The organism is Zoogloea dura (assembly GCF_012927165.1).
Lineage (GTDB): Bacteria > Pseudomonadota > Gammaproteobacteria > Burkholderiales > Rhodocyclaceae > Zoogloea > Zoogloea dura.
The window spans coordinates 85,464-111,572 of sequence record NZ_JABBGA010000017.1 but is presented as its reverse complement, the minus strand read 5'-3'; the positions used below and the strand labels follow the sequence as shown (position 1 = coordinate 111,572).

The following is a 26,109-nucleotide window of genomic DNA, read 5'->3' as shown; positions in this document are numbered from 1 at the left end:
GTTAAGCTAACCAGTACTAATTGCCCGTGAGGCTTGATCCTATAACCTTGCATCAATAGAAACGCTCGCAAGAAAATACAGTCACACACCCCAAAGAACACACAAAACACTTCTTCCAGTTTGCGGTGCAGGCCACAGCCAGCACCGGACAAGTTACAGTCTGACGACCATAGCGTCTTGGAACCACTCCTTCCCATCCCGAACAGGACAGTGAAACGGGACCGCGCCAATGATAGTGCACACGCGTGCGTGAAAGTAGGTCATCGTCAGACTCACCAACAAAAACCCCCTGAACGAATGCGTTCAGGGGGTTTATTGCGTCTACGCTTCGTTGCGGAAGGGCGACGTGCCGAATCCCTGTCTGAACTCGGCACATCGTCAATCGCGCTCTCAGTCGATCATTTGGCGACAATTCTGATGACTTTTCCGTCAAATCGCTGTTGCTGCAAATAACCTCCAGCCAGTTGCTTGCGCCTTTCCTGCTCTCTCCACCAGGCTCTCAGGCCAAGCAGGGCGCACGCGATTACGGTGTAGATCAGGGGTTCGGTGATGTCCTTCTTGACCAGCCACCAGAAATGCAGACAGCCCAGGAGGCTGATTGGATAGATGGCGCGGTGGAGGGCCTGCCAGCGCCGACCGCCCAGTTTCCGGATGGCGAAGGCGTTGGAGCTCAGCGCCAGCGGCGTCATCAGCACCAGGGCCGTAAAACCCACGGTGATGAAGGGGCGCTTGTAGATGTCACGGACGATGGCCGGCCAGTCGAAGAATTGATCCAGCCAGACATAGGTCATCAGGTGCATCGTGCCGTAGGCGAAGGCAAAAAGCCCCAGCATCCGTCTGAATCTCAGGATCCAGTGCCAGCCGGAATACTTGCGCAGGGGCGTGACGGTGAGAGTGATCAGGAGAAAACGGAGCGTCCATTCTCCGCTGGCCCGTGTCAGCGCTTCGATGGGGTTAGCGCCGAGCCGGTCGAGTTGTAGGTCCCGCAGCAGCAGGATCGCAGGGCTGAGGCAGAGCGCGAACAGCGTCAGTTTGAGGCTGCTGATCTGGCGTGAAGTTGGGGTCATGGCTGCAAATCAGAAAAAGCGGCGCAGATCCATGCCCGAATACATCGAGGCGACCTGTTCGCCATAGCCGTTGAACATGAGTGTCTTGCGCTTGCCGAATTCACCAATGCGCCTTTCAGTGGCCTGGCTCCAGCGGGGGTGGTCTACCTCGGGGTTCACGTTCGAATAGAAACCGTACTCGGACGGTCCGGCTTTCATCCAGGCGGTCAGAGGCTGTTTCTCGGTGAGGCGGATGGTGACAAGGGATTTGGCTCCCTTGAAGCCGTATTTCCAGGGGACGACCAGCCTGACCGGTGCGCCGTTCTGTACGGGCAGGGTTTCACCGTAGAGCCCGACAGCAAGGATGGTGAGCGGATGGCGCGCTTCGTCGAGACGGAGGCCTTCGTTATAGGGCCAGTCCAGTACGCCATGGGTCATGGTCGCCTTGTCGTAGTGGGAAATGAACTCGACGTACTTGGCACTGCCCTGGGGATCCGCTTGTTTCAGGAGGGCGGCGAGGGGGATGCCGACCCAGGGAATGACCATCGACCAGCCTTCCACGCAGCGCATCCGGTAGATGCGTTCCTCCAGCGGTGCGATCTTCAGCAGCTCGTCCAAGCTGAAGCTGCGGGGCTTGTTGACCAGCCCTTCGATGCGCAAGGTCCACGGGCTGGGTTTGAGGCGGTGTGTGTTCTGGGCTGGATCTGCCTTGTCGGTGCCTAGCTCGTAAAAGTTGTTGTAGGTGGTGATCGCCTTCCGGCTGGTCAACTCCTCCTGGGAGCTGAAGGGGTTGCGGGCCAGTGGTCCCAGGTTGCCGGCAAGTGCGGGCGCTGCCGGTAGCGCGGAGGCCAGGGCAAAGCTGCCGGCCTGCGCTATGAAGCGTCTCCGGCCTTCGTAGTGTGCTTGTGACGTGATCTCCGAAGGAAGGATGTCGGCAGGAGTTCGGATCAACATGGTGATACCTCGTTGGGACTGGCAATGTCACTTAGACGGATCTGGACAGGAAAACTTACAGTGGGGCGCTTCCCCGCAACGAAGAGACAGTGCAAGTCGTCCGGGGTTCGTTTTTCGGCGGTTGCGCTGGTGCCTGATCGCCTAGCAGCCGGGAAGCCTACTCTGCTAAACTCGACGCCCGTCCGGAGTGGCTCTTGCCCCTTCGGTTTGCAGGTTTCCGCCCGCTTGCCGGGTGGCTCCCGCAGTACTGATTTTCCAATCCTGAACGTCTGACCCCTGCCTCCCATGCGCATTCTGCTTAGCAACGACGACGGTTATTTTGCTCCCGGTCTGCAGGCCCTGGCCGAAGCCCTCTCCAGGATGGGAAAGGTGACCGTTGTTGCGCCCGAGCGGGACCGTAGCGGGGCCAGCAACTCGCTGACCCTGGATCGTCCGTTGTCCTTGCGCAAGGCGGCCAGCGGTTTCTACTTCGTGAATGGCACCCCGACCGATTGCGTGCATCTTGCCGTGACCGGCATGCTGGACGAATTGCCGGACATGGTGGTGTCGGGGATCAATCACGGCGCCAACATGGGCGATGACACGATCTACTCCGGCACCGTGGCCGCTGCCACCGAGGGCTTCCTGCTGGGTGTCCCCGCGATTGCCATCTCGCTGGTGGCCAAGGGGGCCTCGGACTTCTCCGGCGCGGCGCGCATCGCCTGCGAGCTGGTGGAGCGCTTCCAGCAGGCTCCGGTCAGGGAGCCGACACTGTTGAACGTCAACGTACCGGATCTGCCCTACGATCAGATCAAGGGCATCCAGGTGACCCGGCTGGGCAAGCGCCACAAGGCGGAGCCGACCATCAAATCGGTGACCCCGCGCAACGAGACGGTCTACTGGGTGGGCGCTGCCGGCGCGGCCCAGGATGCCGGCGAGGGGACTGACTTTCATGCGGTGGCCAATGGCTATGCTTCCATCACGCCCCTGCAGATGGATCTGACCCACCAGGGGCAGATTCCGACCGTACGCACCTGGCTCGGAAAATGAGCAGCGAGGTCTTGCGGACAGCCCTGCAGACCGCTTTGCGGGCGCGGACCCGCATGGTGGAGCGTGTGCGCGAGCAGGGTGTGCGGGACGAGAAGGTGCTGGCCGCGATGATGGCGGTGCCGCGCCACCTTTTTGTCGAGGAGGCGCTGGCCTCCCGCGCTTATGAAGATACGGCCCTGCCGCTGGGGTTGCAGCAGACGATCTCCCAGCCTTTCGTGGTGGCCCGCATGATCGAGCTGCTGAGGGCCGGCAGGGAGCTGGGCAAGACCCTGGAGGTCGGCACCGGCTGTGGCTATCAGGCGGCGGTGCTGTCTCATGTGGCCACCGAGGTCTATTCGGTCGAACGCCTCCGCCACCTGCTTGACCGGGCCCGGAACAATCTGCGCCACCTGCGCTTGCCGAATGTGCGTCTGAAACATGCCGACGGTAGCGTGGGCCTGCGCGAGGCTGCGCCGTACGACACGATCATCGTGGCGGCAGCCGCTCCCAAGATACCGCCCGCACTTGTCGAGCAGTTGGGCGAGGGGGGCCGGATGGTGCTTCCTGTCGGCGCAGCCGAGCAGGTCCTTGTGATGATCGAGCGGACCTCCCGCGGAATCCGAGAAACACGCCTCAGCCCAGTGCGCTTCGTGCCACTGCTGCCTGGCACCGAATGATGTATCCCGAACGAATGATGTCGTCCCGTTTTGCGCTCTGCTGCGTCCTTGTTGCCCTGGGGATGACCGGTTGTGCCACCACCAAGTCTCCCGCTCCGGTTTCGGAGCGTACCCGTCCTGTCCAGCCTGCTTCCGCAGACAAGGGAGAGCAAGCTGCTCCGCCGGCACCGCCGAGGGTGGCCCGGCCTGGGTATTACATCGTCAAGCCGGGTGACACCTTGATCCGCATTGCGCTGGACAACGGGCAGAACTACCGGGATATCGCGGCATGGAGCGGGCTCGAGAACCCCAATCTGATCGAGGTCGGGCAGGAGCTGCGGGTGCGTCCGCCCGAAACCACCGCGGTGACCAGGCCGGTAACCTCGTCTCCTGTTGAGGTCAAACCGGCTGCCGGAGCTGCCGTGGCCGCTCCGGTGCCGTCGGATGGTGTGCGGCGCGAGCCGCTGGGGGGCAAGCAGCCCTACTCGGAGAAGGCCTGGGCCCAGGCCCAGAAGCCCGAGGCTCCGCTGGTGGTCGCCCGGGTGGAGCCCAAGCCGGAGGTCAAGCCAGAGCTCAGGCCCGAACAAGCGCGGCCCGAGCAGAAGCCGGAGGCCAGACCTGAGGTGAAGGCCGAGGCCAAGCCGGAACCGAAGACCGAGGCACGTGCTGATGATGCCAAGGCTGTCGGGGGGAATGGCACGATCGAATGGGGCTGGCCTGCTGCCGGGAAGGTCATCGCCGGATTCAACGAGACCTCCAGCAAGGGCGTGGATCTTTCGGGCAAGCCCGGGGATGCGGTGCTGGCTGCTGCCGGAGGCCGCGTCGTTTATGCAGGCACGGGGCTGCGTGGTTATGGCAAACTCGTCATCGTCAAGCACGACAATAGTTACCTGAGCGCCTATGCCCACAATCAGACCCTGCTGGTCAAGGAGGGGCAGGCGGTGAACAAGGGTCAGAAGATCGCCGAGTTGGGTGACACCGACAGTGACCGTCCCAAGCTGCATTTCGAGATCCGCCGGCAGGGCAAGCCAGTGGATCCGGGCAAGTACCTGCCGCCACGCTGACGCCTGCCCGATGAGGGCGCGAACCCAGAGAGGATTCCATGTACGATCCGGCTGCGCCTGAAGAACTGGAAAACCCTGAACCGGATTTACCCCCGGAGGTCGAGGTATTCCTGGAGGTGCCTGCTGCGTCGCCGGATACCGAGTTTCTGGGTGATGTCACGCAGCTCTATCTCAACGAGATCGGGGCCAACCCGCTGCTGACCGCCGAGGAGGAGCTGAACCTCTCACGGCAGGTGCGCCTGGGCAATTTCGAAGCCCGCCAGAAGATGATCGAGCGCAACCTGCGCCTCGTCGTCAATATTGCAAAGCACTATCTCAACCGCGGAATTCCCCTTCTCGATCTGGTGGAGGAGGGCAACCTGGGCCTCATCCACGCCCTCGAGAAATTTGATCCCGAGCGCGGCTTCCGTTTCTCCACCTACGCGACCTGGTGGATCCGGCAGAACATCGAGCGGGCCATCATGAACCAGTCGCGCACCATCCGCCTGCCGGTGCACGTGGTGAAGGAGCTCAACCAGGTCCTGCGCGCGCAGCGGCAGCTCGAGGCCGCTGGCAACGGTGACACCTCGATCGAGGAGGTGGCCAGGCGGGTCGCGCGTTCGGTCGACGAGGTCCGCGCCATCCTGGCCCTCAACGAACATACGGCGTCGCTGGACGCACCCCTCGACATCGATCCGACCCTCTCCATCGGCGAGTCCCTGGCTGACGATGACGCTGAGTCGCCCGATGTGCAGATCCAGGACCTCGAAGTCGAAACCCTGGTGCGGGAGTGGATCAGCCAGCTCAGCGAGAAGCAGCGGATGGTCATCCGGCATCGCTATGGCCTCGATGAATGCGAGGTACGCACGCTTGAGGAACTGGCCGAGAGCCTCGCCCTGACCCGGGAGCGGGTACGCCAGATTCAACTTGAGGCGCTTGGGCAGTTGCGGCGGATCATCAAGCGGCGGGGCGTCTCAAAGGATGTCCTGCTGTAGCGCCAGCTCTGCTTTTCATCGCCATCCCCGGGAATCATGTCCGACATCATCCGCATCTATCACAACACCCGTTGCTCCAAGAGTCGTTCCGCCTGTGCACTGCTGCAGGACAAGGGCGCCGAACTGGAAATCGTTGAATACCTCAAGCGGCCGCCCGGCCGCGATGAGCTCGCCGGGATTGTCCGCAAGCTCGGCGTGCCGGCTGAGTCCATCGTCCGCAAGGGCGAAGAGGTTTACAAGACGGAGTATCAAGGGCGAACCTTGAGCGAAGATGAATGGCTGGATGCCCTGGTGCGGCATCCGATCCTGATCGAACGGCCGATTGCCGTGCGTGGCGGGCGTGCCGTGATTGGACGGCCGCCGGAGAATGTGCTGGCCCTGCTCGAAGACGCCTGATCAGCGTCTGGCCGCCAGCGCGCCCAGCTTGGCGGCCTTGACCGCCTCGCCCAGCTGAAAGACCGACATGGCGTAAAAGCTGCTGCGGTTGTAGCGGGTGATCACGTAGAAGTTCTGGTAGCCCAGCCAGAACTCGCTGTCCCGCCCCGGTGTTTCCAGTTCCACCAGCGCCGCCTTGCCGGTGTGGGCTTCGCCCTCGGCGGGCTGTACGCCACGGCTGCCCAGGGCCGCGGCATCGAAGGCCGGTGTGATGTCGTTGGCGAGCAGCTCGGACAGGCTTGCGTCGGGCGCGATCCGGGCCCGTCGGGCCACCGGAGCGCCGCTTTCCCAGCCATGCATCTGCATGTATCTCGCAACGCTGCCGATGGCGTCGGCAGGGCTGCCCAGCAGGTCGATCTGCCCGTTGCCGTCAAAGTCCACCGCGTAATTGCGTACGCTGCTCGGCAGAAACTGCGGCAGGCCCAGCGCGCCGGCGTAGGAGCCTTGGTAATCCAGCGGGTCCCGGTGCTGCTCACGGGCCATCAGAAGGAGTTGCTCGAGCTCACCCCTGAACAGCGGTGCCCGGCGCGGGTAGTCAAAAGCCAGGGTGGCGAGGGCCGAGACGGTCTGGTAGCTGCCCATGTTGCGTCCGTAGATGGTCTCCACGCCAATGATCCCGACGATGATCTCTTCCGGCACCCCGTATTTTTCACTGGCGGCCCGGATGGTGTCCTGGTGCTTTTCCCAGAAGGCCACGCCGGCCTTGATCCTGACGGGCTCGACGAAGCGGCTGCGGTAACGCTCCCACGACCGTACCGCAACCGGGTCCTTCGGGGGCGAAATGGCCTTGATCACGGACGGGAGGTACTGGGCCCGGCGAAAGATGTAGGTCAGCGCATCCTTGTCGAAGCCGTGGCGCTGCTGCATCTCCTCGATGAACTGCTGGGTCTCCGGCCGATCGGCATAGCGTTCGGCGGCGTGGCTGGTGCCGGTGCTTGCCAGGGTCAGCAGCAGCGCAGCCAGGGCGCGGAGACGGGGGAAGGTGGGAGCGGTCGTCATCGGGCGTGGAAGTTCTTGATGGAGTCCTGAAAGCGCTTGAGCTGCGCGTCGTCGCCAGGAGGAGGGGCGTATCGGAGGCGGGTGTAGTCGTTGACGATGGCCTCGACCTGCAACGCGAGGTCGGGACGCGCCAGGCTGATGCGTCGGCCAAAATCGACAGGGCCTTCCCATGACAGCCGGGCCAGCCCGGCGGCGGCCATGCGTTTGCAGAACAATTGCCAGGCCCGGTCGATTGCGTCATCGGTGCTGCGTCGGCGCAGGGCCCAGGCCATCAGCCCACCCATCACGACCGCGCTTGCCGCTGCCATGAGGGCTGTCAGCTCCGCGAGCCCGTTTTTCCCAAGCCCCAGGCTGGAAAGCAGCTCCTGCTGGCGGGCCGGATTGTAACCGAGAACCCACTGGTTCCAGCTGTTGTTCAGCGCGTCCACGCGGTCGCGTACGGCACGCAGCCAGGCCAGGTCGGTGCGGACCAGCAGGGGTACGCCCACGCTATCGGGCAGGGCCCCGGCGAGGCCACCGTCGATACGCCGCGGGGCGCTGGCCGCGGTGGGGTCGAAGCGGACCCAGCCCCGCCCGGGCAGCCAGGCTTCGGCCCAGGCGTGGGCGTCGGACTGGCGGATGACGAAGCTGCCGTCGATCGGGTTCAGCTCGCCGCCCTGGTAGCCGGTGACCACTCGGGCGGGAACGCCCGCGGCCCGCAGGGTGACCACGAAGGCCGCGGCGAAGTGCTCGCAAAAGCCCTGGCGGATGTCGAAGAGAAAGCTGTCCACGTCGTCCTGCCCCAGGGCGGGAGGTTCCAGCGTGTAGGCGAGACCGCTCTGCCGGAAATGGGCGATGGCCAGCTCCGGGATTGCTGCCGGATTCGCGGCGCGGGCCTTCAGCGCTTCCCCGAGCGCCCGGGTCCGGGGATTGCCCGAGGGGGGCAGGGCCAGGGCCAGGCGCAGTTGCAAGGGAGATTCGTCGAGCCCCACCGGGGTTGCTGGGTAGGAAACCAGATTCATCCGCTGGCGCGCCGTGACGGCCTCCCTGGCGAGCAGCTGGAAGTCATTGGTGTAGCGCAGTCCGGCGGCGGCGGCCGGGAAGTCGAGGGCTAGCAGCCAGCGCTGGTTGTGCGGCTCGAGGGTCAGCGTGTAGGCATAGGCTGTGCCTTGCGTCTGGTAGGCGGGCATCTCCCTGAGCGGCGTCCGGATCTGGCGCCACACGTGACCGTCGAAGCGGGTCAGCACCGGGCCGCGCCAGTAGCGTTCGGCGGAGGGCGGGGGGGGGGCCTCGAAGCTGGCCCGGAAGGCGATCTCGGCAGATTGGCTGACCCGCGCCATGTCGCCGGGCGCCATGGTGTCGGACAGGCCTGAGCTGCGGTTGTAGGCGTCGGCGGGAAGGCCCCACAGCGGGCCCTGGACGCGGGGAAACAGCACGAACAGCACCAGCATCAGGGGAACCCCCTGCAGCACCAGCAGAGCCGCCTGGCGGATGCGCCGGCCGACATCGAGCGCGGCGCCCTGCAGGGCGGACAGGGCGGCGATGGAGGCGACGCTGCCGCTCAGGGCAAGGGCTGCGATGAGCATGTCCTGGCGATACAGGAACTGGCCGAGCTGCATGAAGAAGCTGAGAAGGACGACCGCCCGCCCGTCACGGACGCGGTTGGTCTCCAGCAACTTAAGGCTCATCAGGCCGGCAAGCAGGGCAATGCCCGGCTCCTTGCCGAACACCTGCCTGAACTCCAGCGCGACAAATCCGATCAGCACGACAGCCAGTGCCAGCAGTGTCCAGCGGCCTGGCATGGAGCCCTTGCCTCGCGCAATGGCGCCGCGCCAGATCAGCAGCAGCACACAGATGCCGGACAGGCCAGCGGGCAGGTGGCTGGCGTGGGGCAGCAGGGTGAGCACGGCAACGGCGATCAGCCAGTCGCACTGGTCGGGGCGCAGCGGTGTGTCAGGCATCGGCATGTCCATGCAGGGCCAGGGCGCTCAGGCACAGGTGGAGATGGGGGGCGCCCCGCCCCTGCGGCAGGCGGCGGCCTGGCAGGGCCAGTGCATAGCTGCCGCCCGCCCGGTCCGCCTCCAGAACCCAGCGGGTCAGGCGTGCGATGCGTGCTTCGGTGCCAAGCTGTGGGGGCATCGAGGACCAGTCCAGCAAGATGTCAGTGGCGGTGCTGCCGTCGAAATCCTTGGTGCGCCAGGGGCCGCCACGGGCCACTGCTTTCCAGGCGATGTGGCGTGGCGAGTCGGCGGGCTGGTGGTGACGCAGGCCGGCAAAGTCGTCCCGCCCGGGGCCGCTGCCACCATCGCCGGCGGCGCCCTCGCCGCCGCCGGGCAGGGGCGGGCCTGCGGGTTCCGGCGCGGGATAGACGAGGCAGCGCAGATCCGGCTGGAACAGGCTCCAGGCCCGGATCAACCCCAGGGGATGGTGTGTCTCCAGGGTGAGTCGGGGCAGCCGGAGCCAGCCCCGCGCGGTGGTCGGCAGCTCGATGTCGCGGACGACCGAGGCGTCGCCGGGGATGTCGAAGAGTCCTGCTCCGGGTTGAGGCTGTCTGGTCGGTGCGAGGTGGAGGCCCAGCCGGGGGCGCAGGCCCGGGTTGCTGAGGATCACCCCAAAGTGGGCCGGCTGGCCGCAGAACACCGGCTCTGCGCGTCCCGGGGCGATGCTCAGCCCTACCACGTTGCGAAAGGCGTGGTGGATACTGACCCAGCCGACACTCCCGATCAGGAAGGTGAGGGCGAAGCCCAGGCTGAGCGTGTAGTTGATGGAGGCCAGCAGCATCACCGTCAGGGTGAGGCCGAGGCTCAGGCCGAAGCGTGTGGGCAGGACGAAGATCCGTCGCTGCCCGAGTTCGATCGGCGCTCGCTCGGGGCCGCTGACCCGGAACAGCCAGCGCTGCAGCGCATGGGGCAGCTGGCGGAGCTTCATCCGCGCAGGGGAACTGCTTCGATGAGGCTGCGCACGAGGGCTTCCGGGCTGGCTGGCGCGTCTCCGGCAGCCCTCAGGCGATGTCCGGCCACGGCGGGCAGGACGGCCTGCACGTCTTCGGGCAGGACATGTTCCCGTCCCGCCAGGAGGGCCCAGGCACGGGCTGCGGCGATCAGCGCCAGGCCTGCACGCGGTGACAGGCCGAGGGAGAACCCGGCGCTTTCGCGACTGTGGGCGAGGAGATCCTGGATGTAGTCGAGGAGGCGTGGAGCCACATGGACCTGGCGGGCTGCGGCAAAGAGCGTGTCCAACTCTCCCGGGGCGAGGGCCGGGCGCAGACTGGCGAGGACCTCGCGGCGATCCTCGCCGGCCAGCAGGAGCCTTTCGGCGGCGCGGTCGGGATAGCCCAGCGCGATGCGCATCAGGAAGCGGTCCAGCTGGCTTTCCGGCAGGGGAAAAGTGCCGATCTGGTCGGCGGGGTTCTGGGTGGCAATGACGAAGAACGGAGTGGGCAGGGGCCAGGTCCTGCCCTCCGCGCTGATCTGGCGCTCCTCCATCGCTTCGAGCAGGGCGCTCTGGGTCTTGGGCGTAGCCCGGTTGATCTCGTCGGCCAGGACCAGCTGGCAGAACACCGGGCCCGGATGAAAGCGGAAGGCCGTATCGTGCTGGTTGAAGATGGAGACGCCCAGAATGTCCGCAGGCAGCATGTCGCTGGTGAACTGGATGCGCTGGAACTCCAGCCCGAGCAGTCGGGCCAGGACATGGGCCAGGGTGGTCTTGCCGACTCCGGGCCGGTCTTCCAGCAGCAGGTGGCCGCGGGCCAGCAGGCACGCAAAGGCGAGCCGCAGGGCGCGGTCCTTGCCGAGGATGATTTCGCCGGCGGCGTCGAGCAGCCGGTTGCAGAGGTGGATCGGCATGATGCAGGCTTTTTTCAGGTTCGAGTTAAGTGGATAATGATTCCACAACAGCATTCCGCATGCTCGAAACCCTGCGCCGGCTCCTGCTTTCATGCGGAGTGGTGCCGGGCGGGGGAGCTGGCCGGGGCGACAATCGATACGCACAGAAGACGCATAGCGAGAGGCAGGGGAGAGTTTATGACGAGTACCGCATTCATCACGCACCGGGACTGCTGGCTGCACAACATGGGTGAGCACCACCCGGAGTCGCCGGAGCGCCTGGGGGCCATCAATGACCGGCTCATCGCCGCCGGGCTCGACATGTACCTCTCCTTCCACGATGCCCCGGTGGCCAGCGTTGACCAGATCTCCCGGGCTCATCCCCGCGAGCACGTTGAAGAGCTGCTCGCCAGCGTGCCGGAACACGGTATCCGCCACCTCGACCCGGACACCGCCTTGTGTCCCCACTCCATGAAGGCCGCCCTGCGGTCGGCGGGAGCCGGGATCATGGCGACCGACCTCGTCCTGTCGGGGCAGGCCGAAAACGCTTTCTGCGCCATCCGCCCGCCCGGTCACCACGCCGAGGCCAACAAGGCCATGGGCTTCTGCTTCTTCAACAACGTGGCCGTGGCCGCCCGGCACGCCCTGGAAGAACACGGCCTGAAGCGTGTCGCGATCATCGATTTCGATGTGCATCACGGCAATGGAACGGAAGATATCTTCAAGGATGATCCACGGGTGCTGATGGTCAGCATCTTCCAGCATCCCTTCTATCCCTACAGCGGCGCCGACAACCCGGCGCCCAACATGGTTAACGTGCCGATCAAGGCCGGTAGCCGGGGGGACGTGTTCCGGGAGATCGTTTCCAGCATCTGGATGCCGGCCTTGCGCAACCATGCGCCCGAGATGATCTTCATCTCGGCGGGCTTCGATGCCCACTACGAGGACGACATGGGTTCCCTGGGCCTGGTCGAAGCGGACTACATGTGGGTGACGGAGCAGATCAAGGCTGTGGCGGCCGAGTCTGCCAATCGCCGCATTGTGTCCTTGCTGGAGGGCGGCTACTCCCTGTCGTCCCTCGCCCGCAGCGTGGTTGCCCACATCAAGACGCTGGCCGACCTTTAAGACCCCTGCTGCCCTGGAGTCAGGGCGGGCCATCCCCGTTTCGGCGGGGATCATTGTTCCGCGACGGATTTGGTAAGCGCAGTTTGCGTCCGTCTAGCCTTCCCGAAGTGATTGGGTACAATACTCAACTTTCCCTCTTTCCCCGATAGCCCATGATTACCGGTTCGATTGTCGCCATCGTCACTCCGATGCACGAGGATGGCAGCCTGGATCTGCCCCGATTCCGCAGCCTCATCGATTTCCACATCAAGGAAGGCACCGACGGGATCGTCGTTGTCGGCACCACCGGTGAATCGCCGACGGTCAATGTCGAAGAGCACTGCGAGCTGATCCGGGTGGCCGTCGAGCATTCTGCGGGCCGCACGCCGATCATCGCCGGCACCGGTGCCAACAGCACCCGTGAGGCCATCGAGCTGACTGAGTTCTCCCGCAAGGCGGGGGCGGTGGCGGGGCTGTCCGTGGTTCCCTATTACAACCGCCCGACCCAGGAAGGCCTGTACCAGCACTTCCGGACCATCGCAGAGGCCAGCCCGCTGCCGATGATCCTGTACAACGTGCCCGGGCGCACGGTGGCCGATCTGTCCAACGACACCGCGCTGCGGCTGGCCGAGGTGCCCAACATCATCGGCATCAAGGATGCGACCGGCAGCATCGATCGCGCCTGCGACCTGGTTGCACGGGCGCCCGAGGGTTTCGCGTTGTATACCGGCGATGACATGACGGCCATGGCCTTCATCATGCTGGGTGGTCATGGCACCATCTCGGTGACTGCCAACGTGGCGCCCCGCCTGATGCACGAGATGTGCGTGGCCGCTGCTGCGGGCGACGGCATCCGTGCCCGTGATCTCAATGCGAAGCTGGTGGGCCTCCATCGCCACCTCTTCTGTGAAGCCAACCCCATTCCGGTGAAGTGGGCGGTCGAGCAGATGGGTTTTGTTGGCAAGGGCATCCGCCTGCCGCTGACGACCCTGTCCGAGGCTTGCCACGAACGTGTCCGCGACGCCATGCGTCAGGCCGGCATCGAAGTTTGAATCTGTTGTTCCCACCCCGAGGGTTACGCATGCAAAGCCGAAAGCTGGCTTCCGGTTCGGCGGTCGTTGTCGCGACGATCGCCCTCGCCGGTTGCTCTGGTTCCTTGCTGGAATCGAAGAAGATCGATTACAAGAGTGCCTCTTCCGCGCCAGCGCGGTCTACCCTTGAAATCCCGCCCGACCTGACGGCGCCCACGGCGGACGACCGGTATGCGGTCCCTGACATCAACCCCAAGGGTAGTGCCACCTTCTCCGCCTACAACGCGGAGCGCACTGCACAGGGTGGCGCGCCTTCGGCCACCAGTGGGCCGGTGGCCGTGGCGCCGCAGTCCATCGACAAGATGCGGGTGGAGCGCTCCGGTACCCAGCGCTGGCTCGTCGTGCCCGGTACACCGGAGAAGATCTGGCCGCTGGTGCGTGAGTTCTGGCAGGAGAACGGTTTCCTCCTGAACGTGGACCGTCCCGAGATTGGTGTCATGGAAACCGACTGGGCTGAGAACCGGGCCAAGATCGATAACGGCATCATCCGTAACACCATCGGCAAGGTCATCGATGGCCTCTACTCCACCCCCGAGCGTGATAAGTTCCGCACCCGGCTGGAGAAGGGGGGCGAGGCAGGCTTCGTGGAGATCTACGTCAGCCATCGCGGCATGATGGAAATCTACCCCAACGAGGCCAAGGACCGGACCATCTGGCAGCCCCGCGCGGCCGATCCCGAGCTCGAAGCCGAGTTCCTGCAGCGCCTGATGATCCGTCTTGGCGCGGATGAAGTCCGGGCCAAGGCCCAGATCGCTGCCAAGCCCCAGGCGGAGAAGGCCAAGCTGGAGAGTGCCCCGACCGGCGCGTCGGTACTCCAGGTGGAAGAGGGTTTCGACCGTGCCTGGCGGCGTGTCGGCCTGGCGCTCGACCGTGTCGGCTTCACCGTGGAGGATCGGGATCGTTCCCAGGGCCTCTACTACGTCCGTTACGTCGATCCGGAAGTGGACGTGAAGAAGAAGGGCGACGATGAGGGCATCCTCTCCAAGCTTGCCTTCTGGCGTTCCTCGGCCAAGCCCAGCGTGGTCTCCGGCAGCCAGTACCGGATCCATGTGAAGACCGCGGGGGCGGGGTCGTCCATCCAGGTCCTGACCCGCGAAGGGGGCACCGATACTTCGGAATCCGCCCGGAAGATCCTGGGCCTGCTGTTCCAGCAGCTCAAGTAAGTCGCCAACGACAGGGCAGGTATGCAAACAGGCGCCGGACATGTCCGGCGCCTGTTTTTTTGCCTGTCATCAGGCGTAAAAAAAGCCAACCCGCAGGTTGGCTTTTTTGCCGGAAAGAATATTACTTCTTCTCTTCGGGCTTGGCTTCAGCGGCCGGAGCGGCAGCAGCGCCTTCGGCGGGCTTGGCAGCGTCGGCGGCCGGGGCGGCAGCGCCTTCAGCGGGCTTGGCATCAGCGGCCGGAGCAGCGGGTGCAGCTTCAGCGGGCTTGACTTCAGCGGGGGCAGCAGCGGGGGCCGGAGCTTCAACGGGCTTCGGCTCTTCCTTCTTGCCGCAGGCGGACACAGCGAGTGCAACGAGAGCAGCAACCAGGAGAGATTGTTTCATTGTTGATTTCCCTTATCGATAAATGAAGTGCGACAACTAAATTTAGGGGCAATCAGGTGGGGGACCCGATCTACTGTGTATGTTAACACGGAGGAAGTGCTTGAATAAAGACATTGTTGCGACGCGGCAACCCTTTCGGCTTTCTGTCAACTTTTGGCAGCTTCAAGCTCCGGCCCTGATCAGTCCATCAAAGCGCCTGATGGGAAGGCAAAGCCGCAGCAATACCACTCGTGGAGTTCTTCCTGCATTGGCCCGGAGATGCCCGCCAGGCTTGGAAGACGGCGCTCATCGGCGAGCTGGCACAGGGCTTTCCGGTCGCTTTCGTCGACCTCGACGGTTTCACCGTTGAGAAAGAACTGTCCGTTGGAGAACAGGAACAGGCTGCGCGCATCCAGGCTGAAGCCGTCGGTGGCGCAGGCGGCAATGAACTCGTCGAAATCGAGGGGTTCGTCGGGCGCATCGAAGAAGACGTGGGGCTTGGGCTCGGTGAGGTAGCTGCCCAGGAAGCTGCGGACGTCTTCGCGGCTCCAAGTGATGCGCGTTAGCTGCTCCGCGACCCGGTCGATCATGGCATCGCCGATTTCCGCCGGGTGGGACTGGAGTTTCAGGTCGGGGTCGGCATAGATGCCGTCCAGTTCGAGGCTGTCCTGGAGGTGTCCCAGGAACTGCTGGGCCAGCTCCTGGTAGCTGGGTGAGCGGAAGCCGATCGAATAGGTCGTGCATTCGCCGATGGCGATACCGTTGTGGGCCCAGTGGGGGGGCAGGTAGAGCATGTCCCCGGGGTTCAGGACCCAATCGTGCACCGGTCGGAAATCCTTGAGAATCTTGAGCGGCGCGCCTTCGACCAGGCTGCGGTCGTCCTGGTTGGCGATCTGCCAGCGGCGCTGGCCGATGCCTTGCAGCAGGAACACGTCGTAGTTGTCGAAGTGCGGGCCGACCCCGCCGCCGTCGATGGCGTAGCTGACCATCAGGTCATCCAGGCGGGCCTGGGGGATGAAGTTGAAGCGGTGGAGCAGGGCGTCGCCATCCGGGCAGAAGAGGTTGAGGCCTTGTACCAGCACCGTCCACGGATGCTTCTTGCGCTTGAGGTCGGAGGCCTTTTGGGGGCCGCGGATGACTTCCCAGTGGCGCCCGTCGTGGGTGACGTAACGGGACTCCACATCCTCGTCGCGGGCGAGCTGGAAAAGCTCGTCCTTGGTCACGACGCCGGTGAAGCCGGGAACTGCCTGGCGGATCAGCAGTGGTTTCTTTTGCCAGTATTCGGCGAGGAATTCCTCCGCCGTCAGGCCGCCTAGAAGTATCTGAGTCATGGGACGGATTATAACGCCTTGTCTTGCCAACACTTTTGCGCGGGCTAAAATGGCGCCCCTTCTGCCTCTCTCCGGTTGCCCTGCCATGAATGCCACGCCCCACCGCGAAGCCACCATCGAATCCCTCGACCATGAAGGGCGTGGTGTGGCGCACGTGGAGGGCAAGGTGGTCTTCATCGATGGCGCCTTGCCCGGAGAGCGGGTGATCTACCGCGCCTATCGCAGCAAGCCCAAGTTTGAAGTGGGCGAGGCGGTCCGCATCCTCAAGGCCAGTTCCCGGCGGGTGACGCCGCCCTGTCCCCACTATGGCGTGTGCGGTGGGTGCAGCATGCAGCACCTCGAGCCCGGGGCCCAGGTGGCGGCCAAGCAGCGGGTCCTGGAGGATGCCTTGTGGCACCTTGGCCGGATCCGGGCCGAAGTGATCTATCCGCCCATCCTCGGCCCGACCTGGGGCTACCGTTACCGCGCCCGCCTGACCGTCCGCCTGGTGCCCAGCAAGGGAGGCTTGCTGCTGGGCTTCCACGAGCGTCGGAGCAGCTATGTGGCGCCGATGGACGAGTGCCGGATCCTGCCACCCAATGTGTCGCAGATGGTGCCCCGGCTGAAAGCGCTGATCGCCGGCCTGTCTGCGCCGGACCGGGTGCCGCAGATCGAAATCGCAGTCGGAGAGGGCATCATCGTGCTGGTGCTGCGGCATCTGCTGCCTTTCACGGCGGCCGATGAGGCGAGCCTGGAGGCCTTCGCGGCCGCGGAGGGTGTGCAGGTGTGGGGGCAGGCCAGTGGTCCCGATTCGGCCCGTCGCCTGTTCCCGGCGGAGGCTCCCGGGCTGGCCTATTCCCTGCCGGAGTTTGGCGTTTCGATGGCCTTCCGGCCGACCGACTTCACCCAGGTGAACATGGGCATCAATCGTCTGCTGATGCGCCGTGCGATGCAGTTGCTGGATCCCCGGCCGGGCGAGCGCATTGCCGACCTGTTCTGCGGGCTGGGCAACTTCAGCCTGCCCATCGCCAAGTTGGGCGCCCGGGTCATCGGGGTGGAAGGCAGCGACGCACTGGTGCGGCGGGCGGCCGAGAATGCGGCAGCCAACGGCCTGGCGGCGCTCAGCGAATTCCATGCCGCCAACCTGTTCGAGGCGACCGAGGACAGCATCGATGCACTGGGGCACTTGGACAAGATGCTGATCGACCCGCCGCGGGAGGGGGCTGTTGCCGTAGCCAAGGCCCTCGGCCCGAAGGCGCCTCGGCGGATCGTCTATGTGTCCTGCAACCCGGCTACGCTGGCACGGGATGCTGCGGTGCTGATCCACGAAAAGGGCTATGTGCTGAAGGGAGCGGGGATCGCCAACATGTTCCCCCAAACCTCCCACGTGGAGTCGATTGCGCTGTTCGAGCGGGCCTGAGGCGCATCCGTCGGCCAAAAAAACGGCGACCCGCGGGTCGCCGTTTTCGATGCAGGCTGGCAGGGATCAGTCGCGATCGCCGCCGAAGGCCATGATCAGGTTCAGCAGGCTGACAAAGACGTTGTACACATCGAGGTACACCGCCAGGGTCGCCGTGACGTAGTTGGTTTCGCCGCCCTGGATGATGTTGCTGATGTCGTACAGGATGTAGCCCGAGAACAGCAGCACCACCGCTGCCGACACGACCAGGTGCAGCACCGGCATCTGCAGGAAGATGTTGGCCACGGAAGCCAGCAGCACAACCACCAGGCCTACCGTCAGGAACTTGCCCATGCTGGTGAAGTCGCGCTTGGACACACTGGCAATGCCAGCCATCGTTGCGAAGATGGCACCGGTGCCGCCGGCCGCCAGGGCGATCATGGAACCGCCGTTGGAGAAGCCCAGGGCCACCTGCAGGATGCGCGACAGCATCAGGCCCATGAAGAAGGTGAAACCCAGCAACAGTGCCACGCCGAGGCCGCTGTTCTTGTTCTTCTCGATCCCGTAGAAGAAGGCGAACGAGATGCCCAGGAACAGCATGAAGGCCAGGAAGGGGTTGCCGGCCAGGAACGAGAACTGCATCTGCACGCCGAGCAGCGCACCGGCAACGGTCGGCACCATCGTGAGGGCAAGCAGCATGTAGGTATTGCGCAGCACGCGGTTCGCGCCTTGCGCCAAAACCTGCGTTTGCTGACCGTAAGTGTCGAGTTGCATTTAAATCCTCCGAAATCGTTGAGCAGCTGAGCCTGCACTGCCTGAGAGTAGCGGAGGCCCCAGGAAGTTTCAACCGCGGCTATTCCATGGTCTTGGCGGCTGGAATGGGCGTGTTAGAATGCGCGCCCTGCGGGAGGTGTGGCAGAGTGGTCGATTGCACCGGTCTTGAAAACCGGCAAGGGGAAACCCTTCGTGAGTTCGAATCTCACCGCCTCCGCCAGCAGAACCGTTTTGCGGGCACGTCTGGCCCTCCTGGGAACCGATTCCCGGCCAGGCTGTCCTGATAGCAGAGGCCACGTCCTCCCCCTGCCCAGGGGCGCAATGTCCGGGACGGCCCGGCTCTTTTCTGAGGAGCCGTTGATGGCCTGGATCATGTTGTTGTGTGCGGGACTGCTGGAAATCGTGTGGGTGTTCACCATGAAGCAGTCCGAGGGCTTCACCCGGCTGGTGCCGAGCGTGATCACCCTCGTCACCGTCGCGGCCAGTTTCGGTCTGCTTTCCCTTGCCATGAAAACGCTCCCGCTGGGTACCGCCTACGCCATCTGGACTGGCATCGGTGCGCTGGGAGCTTTCGTCGTCGGCGTCATGGTGCTGGGCGAGCCGCTTGGTGTCGGGCGGGTCCTGGCCGCCGCGCTCATCGTTGCCGGCCTGGTGCTGATGAAGCTGTCCAGCCCCCAGTAGGCGGGGGCTGGTGTGATGGGCGTGCTCAGTTGAAGTTGTAGCGCAGCATGGTGCCCAGACGGCTGACCGTGCCTTTCTCGCCGTTGAAGGTTTCCCGCTTGCCGTAGCTGTAATCCACCCCGAGGTCGACGTTGCGGGCCGGGTTCCAGAAGGTGTTGATCCAGAACTGGCGCAATTTCTCATTGGGGTAGAAGTCGGCGCCGGCTGGGCTGTTGGCACGCTGGGCGGCATTGGCCAGGTCATCCCGTTCGAAGTGAGTCTCGGCCATGGCGAGGGTCGAGCGCAGGCTGTCGGACCAGCGGTGCGTATAGCCGGCATGGGCACCCCAGCCACGCCACAGGCGGATGCCGTCGGGGGTATTGACGGCGCCCTGCACCAGACCGTTGTACATGTAGCGTCCGATCCCTTCGCCCCCGGCGGCCATCAGCACGATGCTGTCCTGGCGGCCCAGGTTGATACGGCTGCTGGCGGCCAGGCCATAGCCCTGCTTGCTGTGCTGGTCGTTCTTGTAGCCGAGGGTCACGGCGCGCACGGAATAGTGGCCCCAATCTGTGTCCTGGGTGAAGGCGGCGACATAGTCGAAGCCAGTGTCATAGTCGGCTACTGGCGACTTGACCAGGGTCGAGCCGATCGTGTTCTCGACAGCGAGGTCCACCCGTCCCCGGGCACCCACAGGCAGGCTGTAGCGGGCCATGGCCTGGCGGATCGTCGGGGTGATGCCGGTGCCGTTCCACTCGATGAGGTCCGGCTGGGCGCGCAGATCCACGAAGGTGCTCCAGGTCTGGCCGACCAGCAGGCCGCCGATCTTGCCCCAGGCCTCGCGCAGGCGCACGGTGGTCTGGGTTTCGCCGCCGAGGGTGTTGAGGCCGTCGAAGTCGCCCTCCAGCTTGGTGGTGACCGGACCGTATTCGGCGGTCGGGGTGCTGGTCAGGAAGCCGAAGCGGGAGCCGCGGGCGGTGGCGAAGGTCTGGCCGCTGCGCTTGCCGGCGGCGCTGCTGTCGAAGGGCTGCAGAAACAGGCTGTTGGCCCAGCCATAGCTGTTGACTGCCGCAATGCGGCCCTTGAAGTCATAGGTGGCATCCGTCCGCACGTTGCCGTACAGCTTGATCGAAGTGTCGGAGCCGGGGACACGGAAGGAGCCGGGCAGGTCGCCGGCCTCGATGTATTGCTTGCCGGAGGCGGGGGGGACGGCCGCGGTAGCGACGGTGGCTGCCTTGTCCTTCTTTTCGAGGGCCTCCAGGCGTTCCTGGATCTGCTTGAGCATGCTGCGCAGTTCGGCTGCCTCGTCGGCGGCGGAGGCGGGTGTGGCGCCGGCCAGCAGCAGACCGGCGAGCAGGGTGCTGAGCGGGGTGGCGAGGGGGGTACGGCGGGCGGTGAGGTTCATCATTGTTCTCCTTGGCAGGGGCTCGGGGCTTAGGCGATCAGGGCCGGCAGACGCTTCTGGACCCAGCGGGTGGCTTGCTCGTAGGCATGGGCAAGTTGCAGGACGGCCAGGTCGGCCTGGGCCGGGCCCATCACCTGCAGGCCCATGGGCAGGCCGGCGGCGTTGAAGCCGGCGGGGACGTTGATGACCGGCAGGCCGGAGAGGGTTCCGCCAACCACCACCTCCATCCAGCGGTGGTAGGTGTCCATGCTGCGGCCGGCGATTTCGGTGGGCCAGTGGATGACGCTGTCGAAGGGGAAGACCTGGGCGGTGGGCAGGACCAGGTAGTCGTAGCGCTGGAAGAGCTTGCGCAGGGCTTCGTACCACTTGCTGCGCTGGACTGAGGCCTGGTAGACGTCGGCGCCGCTGATGCGCAGGCCGTTCTCGATCTCCCAGATTGCTTCGGGCTTCATCAGCGCCCGCTTTGCCGGATCGGCGTAAAGTCCGGAGGCGAGGCCGGCGATCAGGAAGTGGCGCAGGGTCAACCAGGTCTGCCAGAGCTGCTCCATGGCGTAGTCGGGGCGGGCTTCCTCGACCTGGCAGCCGATGACCTCGAAGCCCTTCAAGGCTTCGCGGCAGAGGTCCATCACGCCGGCCTCCATGGGCAGGTAGCCGTTGAAGTCGCCCAGCCAGCCGATGCGGGCCCCCTTGAAGTCGCGTTTGAGGCGGGTGGCAAAGCTGCGTGGGTCCTGGTCGATGCTCAGCGGCATGCGCGCATCGAAACCCGCCTGGACGGACAGCAGCAGGGCCAGGTCGGTCACTGTGCGGGCCATCGGGCCTTCGTAGCCGAGTTGCTGGTAGAAGACTTCGCTGGAGGGCCCGAAGGGGACCCGCCCCTGGGACGGACGAAAGCCGAAGACGTTGTTGTAGGCCCCCGGATTGCGCAGGGAGCCCATCATGTCGCTGCCGTCGGCCACCGGCAGCATGCGGGTCGCCAGGGCCACCGCTGCGCCGCCGCTGCTGCCGCCGGCACAGCGGCTGGGGTCGTAGGCATTGCCGGTGGTGCCGAAGACGGTGTTGTAGGTGTGGGAGCCGAGGCCGAACTCCGGCGTGTTGGTCTTGCCGACCAGGATTGCGCCGGCGCGCCGGACCCGCTCGACGATGATCGCGTCCTGCTTTGGCACGTAGTTGCGGAAGATCGGCGAGCCGCTGGTGGTGACGATGCCGGCGGTGGCGGCCAGATCCTTGGGGGCCTGGGGCAGACCGTGCATCCAGCCCAGGTATTGGCCGGCGCGAAGCTGGCGGTCACGCTCGTCGGCCTGCTTGAGCAGCCCATCCCGCTCCTGCAGGGAGACTATCGCGTTGACCTTGGGGTTGATCCGGTCGATGTGGTCCAGGAATGCCGTCATGACTTCGTGGCAGGACACCTGGCGCCTGCGGATCCAGCCGGACAGGTCGATGGCATCCGCCATCACGATGTCGCCGGCTGTTGCCCGTGGGCGAACGGTGGCGGCCTGGGCCAGACCGGTGGTAAGGCCGGGGGCCAGCGCGGCGGCTGACAGCAGGCCGCCGGCCTTCAGAAAACGCCGGCGGCTGGGGGTGGCAGCTTCTGGCGAGCTTGATCGGGTGTCCATGTTTCCTCCTGGTGTGATTGCCGGGTGTGGCAGAGGGATTTTCTGTTTGGCAGAATGGATTACACAATCGTAAATATTTCATCGGCTTGATGCGGTCTCTGCATCATCAGGAGGGCTCGACATGGATATCCGCAAGTTGAAGCACTTTGTGGCCCTGTGCGACCACGGCACCTTTCACCGGGCGGCGGAGGCGGTGCATCTCAGCCAGTCGGCCTTGAGCCGCAGCATCCAGAGCCTGGAGCAGGAGATGGGTGTGGCCCTGTTCGACCGCAGCGGGCATCGCAGCCTGATCACACCCTTCGGCAAGGCCCTGCTGGCCCGGGCCCGCCGCATGATCCTGGAGAGCAACGAGATCCACCGGGAGTTCGCGCTGATGCACGGGGGCGATGCAGGCAGCGTCAACCTCGGCCTCAGCCCGACCCCGGCCTCGGTCCTGCTGCGTCCGTGCATGGTCGAACTGGCCCGCGAGCATCCCCGTCTGCGCATCAACGCCTTCATGGGGCGGACCCCCGAACTGATCGACGAGCTGCGGGCGGAGCGTTACGACCTGGTGGTGGTGGATTCCAGCGCCATCCTCGATCCCGAGGGCCTGGACATTGAGCGCTTGCCCGACCAGCCTGGTGACTTCCTGTGCCGGAAGGGGCACCCGATCCTGGCCATGCCCCAGCGCGATCTGGGGGCGGTGCGGCGCTACCCGGTGTCCTGCTCGGTGGTCAGCGGAGATCTGACGCGCCGCCTGGTGGAGGCTTTCGGGCCCGATGGCCATCCGGATCGCCTGGTCACATTCTGCTGTGACAGCTACGACATCCAGCGGGAGGTGGCGCTGGAGAGCGACATGATCCTGATGAGCGTCTTCGCGGCGGTGCGGCGGGAGATCGAATCGGGGGCGCTGGTGCCTCTCGGCTTGTTCCCGCCGAGCCTGGTCGGGCGTTACGCCGTGGTGCGCCTCGCCGGGAGGACCCCGGCACCGGCCCAGGCGCTGATCTATGGCATTGCCCGCCGCGTGTTCAGCCCCTGGGCGGCTTGATGCATGCGGGGAGGCTGGCTGCCGGGTGATCGTGGGCTAGAATAATGTCAGTATCCTGCAAGGCGAAAGGCCTGGAGTGCATGTCTCGACGACACGCAGGCTCCGGGGCGTTGTATCCTGAAGTTACAGTCCGTGGTCAGATAAAGAACCGTGTGCCCAGATCCCCGCTTCCATCCGCCGGCCGAGGCCGCCCCCGGCGAGCCTGAGTTTCCTGCTCGTGACAAGGATGCCGCAACGAGCACCCTGCCGACCCTCGACGCCGACGCCGCTGCGCTCCTCGCCGACATCGAGTCCTTCGACATGGAGGCCGCCCGTCGCCGGGTGCAGAAGCTGGATTCGCGCTACACAGGCCTGGGCATGGTGCGCAAGGACCTGACGGGCAAGCCGGTCGACTCGATGTTTCCGCGTATCGAAGAGGCGGCCGAAGCCGCTTTCGAGGCCAGCGCCGAGCCCGCCACCAAGCCCGCCGAGGCGGAGATGCCCTTGCCGGGCCTGCTGGCCGGCGGGCTGCTCGATGAACTTCGGGGCGAGGTGGCCAGCCGTCAGCGCCAGGCCGGTGCCGACAGCCAGCGCATCGAGCAGGTGCGGGAGGGCATGGGCCGCTGCCTGCGCCTGGTGTTCGGCTACTTCCACGACCTCACCACCCAGTTGAACTACCTCAAGCCGCGCGTCAGCCGTGACTACCTCTTCATGGATTCCGACGATGCCTTCCGCAATCTTTCGTGGGTCGAGGGGCATACGGACTTCCGCACCCAGGAAGAGCGTAACGGCGGCTGTATCGAGCGGGTGACCCTGGGCTACACCCTCAGGGGGCCGGGCGTGCGCACGCTCGAGCGCGTTGGCGGAGGGGTCGAGCGGCTGCGCCAGGTGCTCTTTGACCTGGGCATGAAATTCGAATGCCAGGAACGCCGCAACCGCCAGCGGGAGCTGGAGGGGGCACTGTTCACCGTGGCCGACGAGATTGGCGTGAAGGTGATGTGGCGCGCCGATTTCGACAACAACGAGATCGTCCTGGAGTCGCGCAACCTGGAGCGCCTCGGTTTCGCCACCTTTACCTTCAAGCCCGAGGCCATCTGCCCCGCGCTGCTGGACGAATTCGGCGCGCTGATGCTGGGGCGTCCGAACCGCTTCCGGGCCCTGGCCCTACGCTGAGGCCGCTGCCCGCAGGGGCAGCCTGATCTCCACCGTCAGACCCGGCCGCCCGATGCCGGCGGCCTGGCCGTCCAGCAGGCGGATCTCGCCGTGGTGCCCCAGCACGATCTCCTTGACGATGGACAGGCCCAGTCCGCTGCCCGTGTGATCGCTGCCGGGCAGCCGGAAGAAGCGCAGGAAGACCTCGTCGCGGGAAGCCGGCGGCACGCCTGGGCCGTTGTCGATCACGCGCAGCCGGGTGGTGTCGAGCCTGTCTGCCGGCCTATCCACCTCCACGGTGACCATGCCGCCGGGCGGCGTGTAGCGCAGCGCGTTGTCCACCAGGTTCGAGACCATCTCGCGCAGCAGCAGGGGTTGCCCGTCCACCATCAGGGGCGACTCCGAGCCTTCGATGCCCAGGTCGATGGCCTTGCGGCCGGCCAGGGGCAGCAGGTCGATCACCACCTCGCGGGCGGTGGCGCTCAGGTCCACCGGCTGGGGATGGACCATCAGGCCGTTGATCGGCTCCGCACGCGACAGGGACAGCAGCTGGTTGGCCAGCCGGATGGCCTGGCCGAGGCTGCTGTGCAGGGCATCCACGGCACTGCGCATCTCGCCCGGGTCGTCCTGGCGCAGGGCGTATTCGGCCTGGGTGTTGAGCACGGCCAGCGGGGTGCGCAGCTGGTGGGCCGCATCGGTGATGAAGCGGCGGCGGGCTTCCAGCATCTTGCCGATGCGCGCCAGGTGGTGATTGGTGGCGTCCACCAGGGGCTTGATCTCGGCCGGCACGTCACGGCCGTCGAGGGGCGTCAGGTCGTCCTCGGGGCGGGCCAGGAGGGTGGCGCCGAGGCGGTCAATGGGTTTCACCGCGACGACGGTGGCCACCAGCACCACCACCAGGGCCACGGCGATGACCAGGCCCTTGCGGGCGAATTCCCACAGGAAGAGCTGGTTGACCACGTCCTGGCGGGCATTGGTGGTCTCGGCCACGACGATCATGACCGGCTTGGGAAACTCCGGCCGGTACAGGGGCTTGACGATGGCGCCGAGGCGCAGCATCTGGCCCTTGTATACACCGTCGTAGAACACCGCCTTGTTGAAGTCGGCCGCCGGCGGGGGCGGCAGGCCCTCGTAGCCGGTGATCAGGGCACCGCCCTGGTGCTGCACGGCGTAGTAGATGCGATCGGCGCTACCGGCCTCGAAGAGCTCCAGCGCCGAGTAGGGCACGTCCACCACCACCTCGCTCTCGGTGGCGTACACCCGTTCGGCGATACCGCGCACGGACGCCGAGAGGGAGCGGTCGTAGGCGTGGTTGGCGGCGCGCTGGGCATCGCCGTAGCTGAACCAGGCGTCCACCGCCAGCAGCACCGACAGCACGCCCACCAGCCAGAGAGTCTGGTGGCGCTTGAGGCTGCTGCCCTTCACGGGGCCTCCGGCAGGCTGTCCGGCCCGAGCATGTAGCCCAGGCCGCGCACCGTGGTGACCCGCACCCCGCTGCCATCGAGCTTCTTGCGCAGGCGATGGACGTAGATCTCGATGGCTTCGGCGCGGGCGTCCTCATCCAGGCTGAAGACCTTCTCGAACAAGGCTTCGCGGGCGAGGGGGCGGCCGCCGCGGAGGAGTAGGGCCTCGAGCACCGCCAGCTCCCGCGGGGTCAGGTGCAGGGGCTGGCCGTCCACGCTGGCCATCCGGCTCACCGTGTCGAAGTCCAGGCGGCCGATGTGCACCACCGGGTTGAAGCCCGCCGAGCGGCGCAGCAGGGCTTTCAGGCGCGCCTCCAGCTCGTTCAACTCGAAAGGTTTGGCCAGGTAGTCGTCGGCCCCCAGGTTGAGGCCCTTGACCCGGTCGTCCACGGCGCCGCGGGCGGTGAGGATCAGCACCGGGATGCGCGAGCCGCGGGCGCGCAGACCGCGCAGCACGTCGAGGCCGTCCTTGCCGGGCAGGGTCAGGTCGAGGATCACCCCGTCGTACTCCTGAGTCAGCAGGAAGTGCTCGGCATGGTCGCCCCGGTCGGCCACGTCGATGGCGTAGCCGGCTTGGCGCAGGGATTTGGCCAGCCATTCGCCGAGTTCAGGGTGGTCTTCCACGAGTAGGATGCGCATGGCGCTCGCTTTCGATCAACGGGCGGG

The 26,109-nt window shown here is 65.5% G+C and carries 25 protein-coding genes, 1 tRNA gene and 1 rRNA gene; 14 read left to right on the top strand and 13 right to left on the bottom strand.

The window, feature by feature from the left end; genetic code table 11:
- Nucleotides 1-159: 159 nt before the first annotated feature.
- A 5S ribosomal RNA gene (rrf, locus tag HHL15_RS18395) occupies nt 160-272 on the top strand.
- Nucleotides 273-398: 126 nt separating this feature from the next.
- Here the strand turns inward: rrf and HHL15_RS18390 are convergent.
- Together HHL15_RS18390 and msrP are read right to left on the bottom strand one after the other, a co-directional pair.
- Entirely contained in the window at nt 399-1,067 is a 669-nt protein-coding gene (locus HHL15_RS18390) for a protein-methionine-sulfoxide reductase heme-binding subunit MsrQ (protein ID WP_169147264.1), read from the bottom strand.
- Nucleotides 1,068-1,076: 9 nt separating this feature from the next.
- Nucleotides 1,077-2,000 carry a protein-methionine-sulfoxide reductase catalytic subunit MsrP gene (gene msrP / locus HHL15_RS18385; RefSeq protein ID WP_169147263.1) on the bottom strand — a complete coding sequence of 308 codons (924 nt, stop codon included), beginning with the start codon at nt 1,998-2,000 and terminating at the stop codon, nt 1,077-1,079.
- Between the two features lie 285 nt (nt 2,001-2,285).
- Between msrP and surE the strand changes: the two genes are divergently transcribed.
- Genes surE through arsC form a run of 5 tightly spaced genes read left to right on the top strand, consistent with a single transcriptional unit; the run spans nt 2,286 to nt 6,098 of the window.
- Nucleotides 2,286-3,029, top strand: a complete 744-nt coding sequence (surE, locus tag HHL15_RS18380; RefSeq protein WP_169147262.1) for a 5'/3'-nucleotidase SurE — start codon at nt 2,286-2,288, stop codon at nt 3,027-3,029.
- On the top strand, nt 3,026-3,685 hold the full coding sequence (locus tag HHL15_RS18375; protein ID WP_169147261.1) for a protein-L-isoaspartate(D-aspartate) O-methyltransferase: 660 nt from the start codon (nt 3,026-3,028) through the stop codon (nt 3,683-3,685). Before surE ends, HHL15_RS18375 begins: the two co-directional genes overlap by 4 nt.
- 14 nt (nt 3,686-3,699) lie before the next feature.
- The gene (locus tag HHL15_RS18370; protein WP_169147260.1) at nt 3,700-4,728 is read left to right on the top strand and encodes a peptidoglycan DD-metalloendopeptidase family protein; all 1,029 of its coding nucleotides are present in this window, start codon (nt 3,700-3,702) and stop codon (nt 4,726-4,728) included.
- 38 nt (nt 4,729-4,766) lie between these two features.
- A complete protein-coding gene (rpoS, locus tag HHL15_RS18365) occupies nt 4,767-5,702 on the top strand; it encodes an RNA polymerase sigma factor RpoS (RefSeq protein WP_169147259.1) in 936 nt (311 codons plus the stop codon).
- Nucleotides 5,703-5,738: 36 nt separating this feature from the next.
- Nucleotides 5,739-6,098 carry an arsenate reductase (glutaredoxin) gene (arsC, locus tag HHL15_RS18360; RefSeq protein ID WP_169147258.1) on the top strand — a complete coding sequence of 120 codons (360 nt, stop codon included), beginning with the start codon at nt 5,739-5,741 and terminating at the stop codon, nt 6,096-6,098.
- Here the strand turns inward: arsC and mltB are convergent, their stop codons facing one another.
- The 4 genes from mltB to HHL15_RS18340 are packed head-to-tail and all read right to left on the bottom strand — an operon-like array spanning nt 6,099 to nt 10,960.
- Nucleotides 6,099-7,136 carry a lytic murein transglycosylase B gene (gene mltB, locus HHL15_RS18355; RefSeq protein WP_169147257.1) on the bottom strand — a complete coding sequence of 346 codons (1,038 nt, stop codon included), beginning with the start codon at nt 7,134-7,136 and terminating at the stop codon, nt 6,099-6,101.
- Entirely contained in the window at nt 7,133-9,076 is a 1,944-nt protein-coding gene (locus HHL15_RS18350) for a transglutaminase TgpA family protein (RefSeq protein ID WP_169147256.1), read from the bottom strand. The genes mltB and HHL15_RS18350 overlap by 4 nt, the downstream gene beginning before the upstream one ends.
- The gene (locus HHL15_RS18345; RefSeq protein WP_169147255.1) at nt 9,069-10,043 is read right to left on the bottom strand and encodes a DUF58 domain-containing protein; all 975 of its coding nucleotides are present in this window, start codon (nt 10,041-10,043) and stop codon (nt 9,069-9,071) included. The genes HHL15_RS18350 and HHL15_RS18345 overlap by 8 nt, the downstream gene beginning before the upstream one ends.
- On the bottom strand, nt 10,040-10,960 hold the full coding sequence (locus HHL15_RS18340) for an AAA family ATPase (RefSeq protein WP_169147254.1): 921 nt from the start codon (nt 10,958-10,960) through the stop codon (nt 10,040-10,042). The genes HHL15_RS18345 and HHL15_RS18340 overlap by 4 nt, the downstream gene beginning before the upstream one ends.
- Nucleotides 10,961-11,137: 177 nt before the next feature.
- Between HHL15_RS18340 and HHL15_RS18335 the strand changes: the two genes are divergently transcribed.
- From HHL15_RS18335 to bamC, 3 genes are all read left to right on the top strand, one after another.
- The gene (locus HHL15_RS18335) at nt 11,138-12,064 is read left to right on the top strand and encodes a histone deacetylase family protein (protein ID WP_169147253.1); all 927 of its coding nucleotides are present in this window, start codon (nt 11,138-11,140) and stop codon (nt 12,062-12,064) included.
- Between the two features lie 152 nt (nt 12,065-12,216).
- Nucleotides 12,217-13,095 (top strand): 4-hydroxy-tetrahydrodipicolinate synthase, encoded by an 879-nt coding sequence (dapA, locus tag HHL15_RS18330; RefSeq protein WP_169147252.1) that lies wholly within the window; start codon nt 12,217-12,219, stop codon nt 13,093-13,095.
- Nucleotides 13,096-13,124: 29 nt separating this feature from the next.
- A complete protein-coding gene (gene bamC, locus HHL15_RS18325; protein WP_169147251.1) occupies nt 13,125-14,297 on the top strand; it encodes an outer membrane protein assembly factor BamC in 1,173 nt (390 codons plus the stop codon).
- A gap of 121 nt (nt 14,298-14,418) precedes the next feature.
- On the opposite strand, the gene HHL15_RS18320 is transcribed toward bamC, so the two are convergent.
- Together HHL15_RS18320 and HHL15_RS18315 are read right to left on the bottom strand one after the other, a co-directional pair.
- Nucleotides 14,419-14,682: a hypothetical protein gene (locus HHL15_RS18320; RefSeq protein WP_169147250.1), complete on the bottom strand. Its 264-nt coding sequence runs from the start codon at nt 14,680-14,682 to the stop codon at nt 14,419-14,421.
- 179 nt (nt 14,683-14,861) lie between these two features.
- Nucleotides 14,862-15,992: a cupin domain-containing protein gene (locus HHL15_RS18315; RefSeq protein WP_169147249.1), complete on the bottom strand. Its 1,131-nt coding sequence runs from the start codon at nt 15,990-15,992 to the stop codon at nt 14,862-14,864.
- Nucleotides 15,993-16,077: 85 nt separating this feature from the next.
- Between HHL15_RS18315 and rlmD the strand changes: the two genes are divergently transcribed.
- Entirely contained in the window at nt 16,078-17,391 is a 1,314-nt protein-coding gene (gene rlmD, locus HHL15_RS18310) for a 23S rRNA (uracil(1939)-C(5))-methyltransferase RlmD (protein ID WP_169147248.1), read from the top strand.
- A gap of 66 nt (nt 17,392-17,457) precedes the next feature.
- Here the strand turns inward: rlmD and HHL15_RS18305 are convergent, their stop codons facing one another.
- Nucleotides 17,458-18,144: a Bax inhibitor-1/YccA family protein gene (locus tag HHL15_RS18305; protein WP_169147247.1), complete on the bottom strand. Its 687-nt coding sequence runs from the start codon at nt 18,142-18,144 to the stop codon at nt 17,458-17,460.
- A gap of 132 nt (nt 18,145-18,276) precedes the next feature.
- Here HHL15_RS18305 and HHL15_RS18300 point away from each other — a divergent pair.
- Nucleotides 18,277-18,364, top strand: a tRNA-Ser gene (locus HHL15_RS18300).
- A gap of 140 nt (nt 18,365-18,504) precedes the next feature.
- The gene (locus tag HHL15_RS18295) at nt 18,505-18,825 is read left to right on the top strand and encodes a DMT family transporter (protein ID WP_169147246.1); all 321 of its coding nucleotides are present in this window, start codon (nt 18,505-18,507) and stop codon (nt 18,823-18,825) included.
- Nucleotides 18,826-18,850: 25 nt separating this feature from the next.
- Here the strand turns inward: HHL15_RS18295 and HHL15_RS18290 are convergent, their stop codons facing one another.
- Nucleotides 18,851-20,212, bottom strand: a complete 1,362-nt coding sequence (locus tag HHL15_RS18290) for a DcaP family trimeric outer membrane transporter (protein ID WP_235943482.1) — start codon at nt 20,210-20,212, stop codon at nt 18,851-18,853.
- Between the two features lie 26 nt (nt 20,213-20,238).
- Nucleotides 20,239-21,822 (bottom strand): amidase, encoded by a 1,584-nt coding sequence (locus HHL15_RS18285; RefSeq protein ID WP_169147245.1) that lies wholly within the window; start codon nt 21,820-21,822, stop codon nt 20,239-20,241.
- 121 nt (nt 21,823-21,943) lie between these two features.
- Here HHL15_RS18285 and HHL15_RS18280 point away from each other — a divergent pair, with 121 nt between their 5' ends.
- Together HHL15_RS18280 and HHL15_RS18275 are read left to right on the top strand one after the other, a co-directional pair.
- Nucleotides 21,944-22,849, top strand: coding sequence for a LysR family transcriptional regulator (locus HHL15_RS18280; protein ID WP_169147244.1), 906 nt, complete (start codon nt 21,944-21,946; stop codon nt 22,847-22,849).
- 150 nt (nt 22,850-22,999) lie between these two features.
- Nucleotides 23,000-24,001 carry a hypothetical protein gene (locus HHL15_RS18275; RefSeq protein WP_169147243.1) on the top strand — a complete coding sequence of 334 codons (1,002 nt, stop codon included), beginning with the start codon at nt 23,000-23,002 and terminating at the stop codon, nt 23,999-24,001.
- Here the strand turns inward: HHL15_RS18275 and HHL15_RS18270 are convergent.
- Nucleotides 23,993-25,405 (bottom strand): sensor histidine kinase, encoded by a 1,413-nt coding sequence (locus tag HHL15_RS18270; protein ID WP_169147242.1) that lies wholly within the window; start codon nt 25,403-25,405, stop codon nt 23,993-23,995. The two genes, HHL15_RS18275 and HHL15_RS18270, sit on opposite strands and share 9 nt — an antisense overlap.
- Entirely contained in the window at nt 25,402-26,082 is a 681-nt protein-coding gene (locus HHL15_RS18265; protein ID WP_169147241.1) for a response regulator, read from the bottom strand. Before HHL15_RS18265 ends, HHL15_RS18270 begins: the two co-directional genes overlap by 4 nt.
- Between the last annotated feature and the right edge of the window lie 27 nt (nt 26,083-26,109).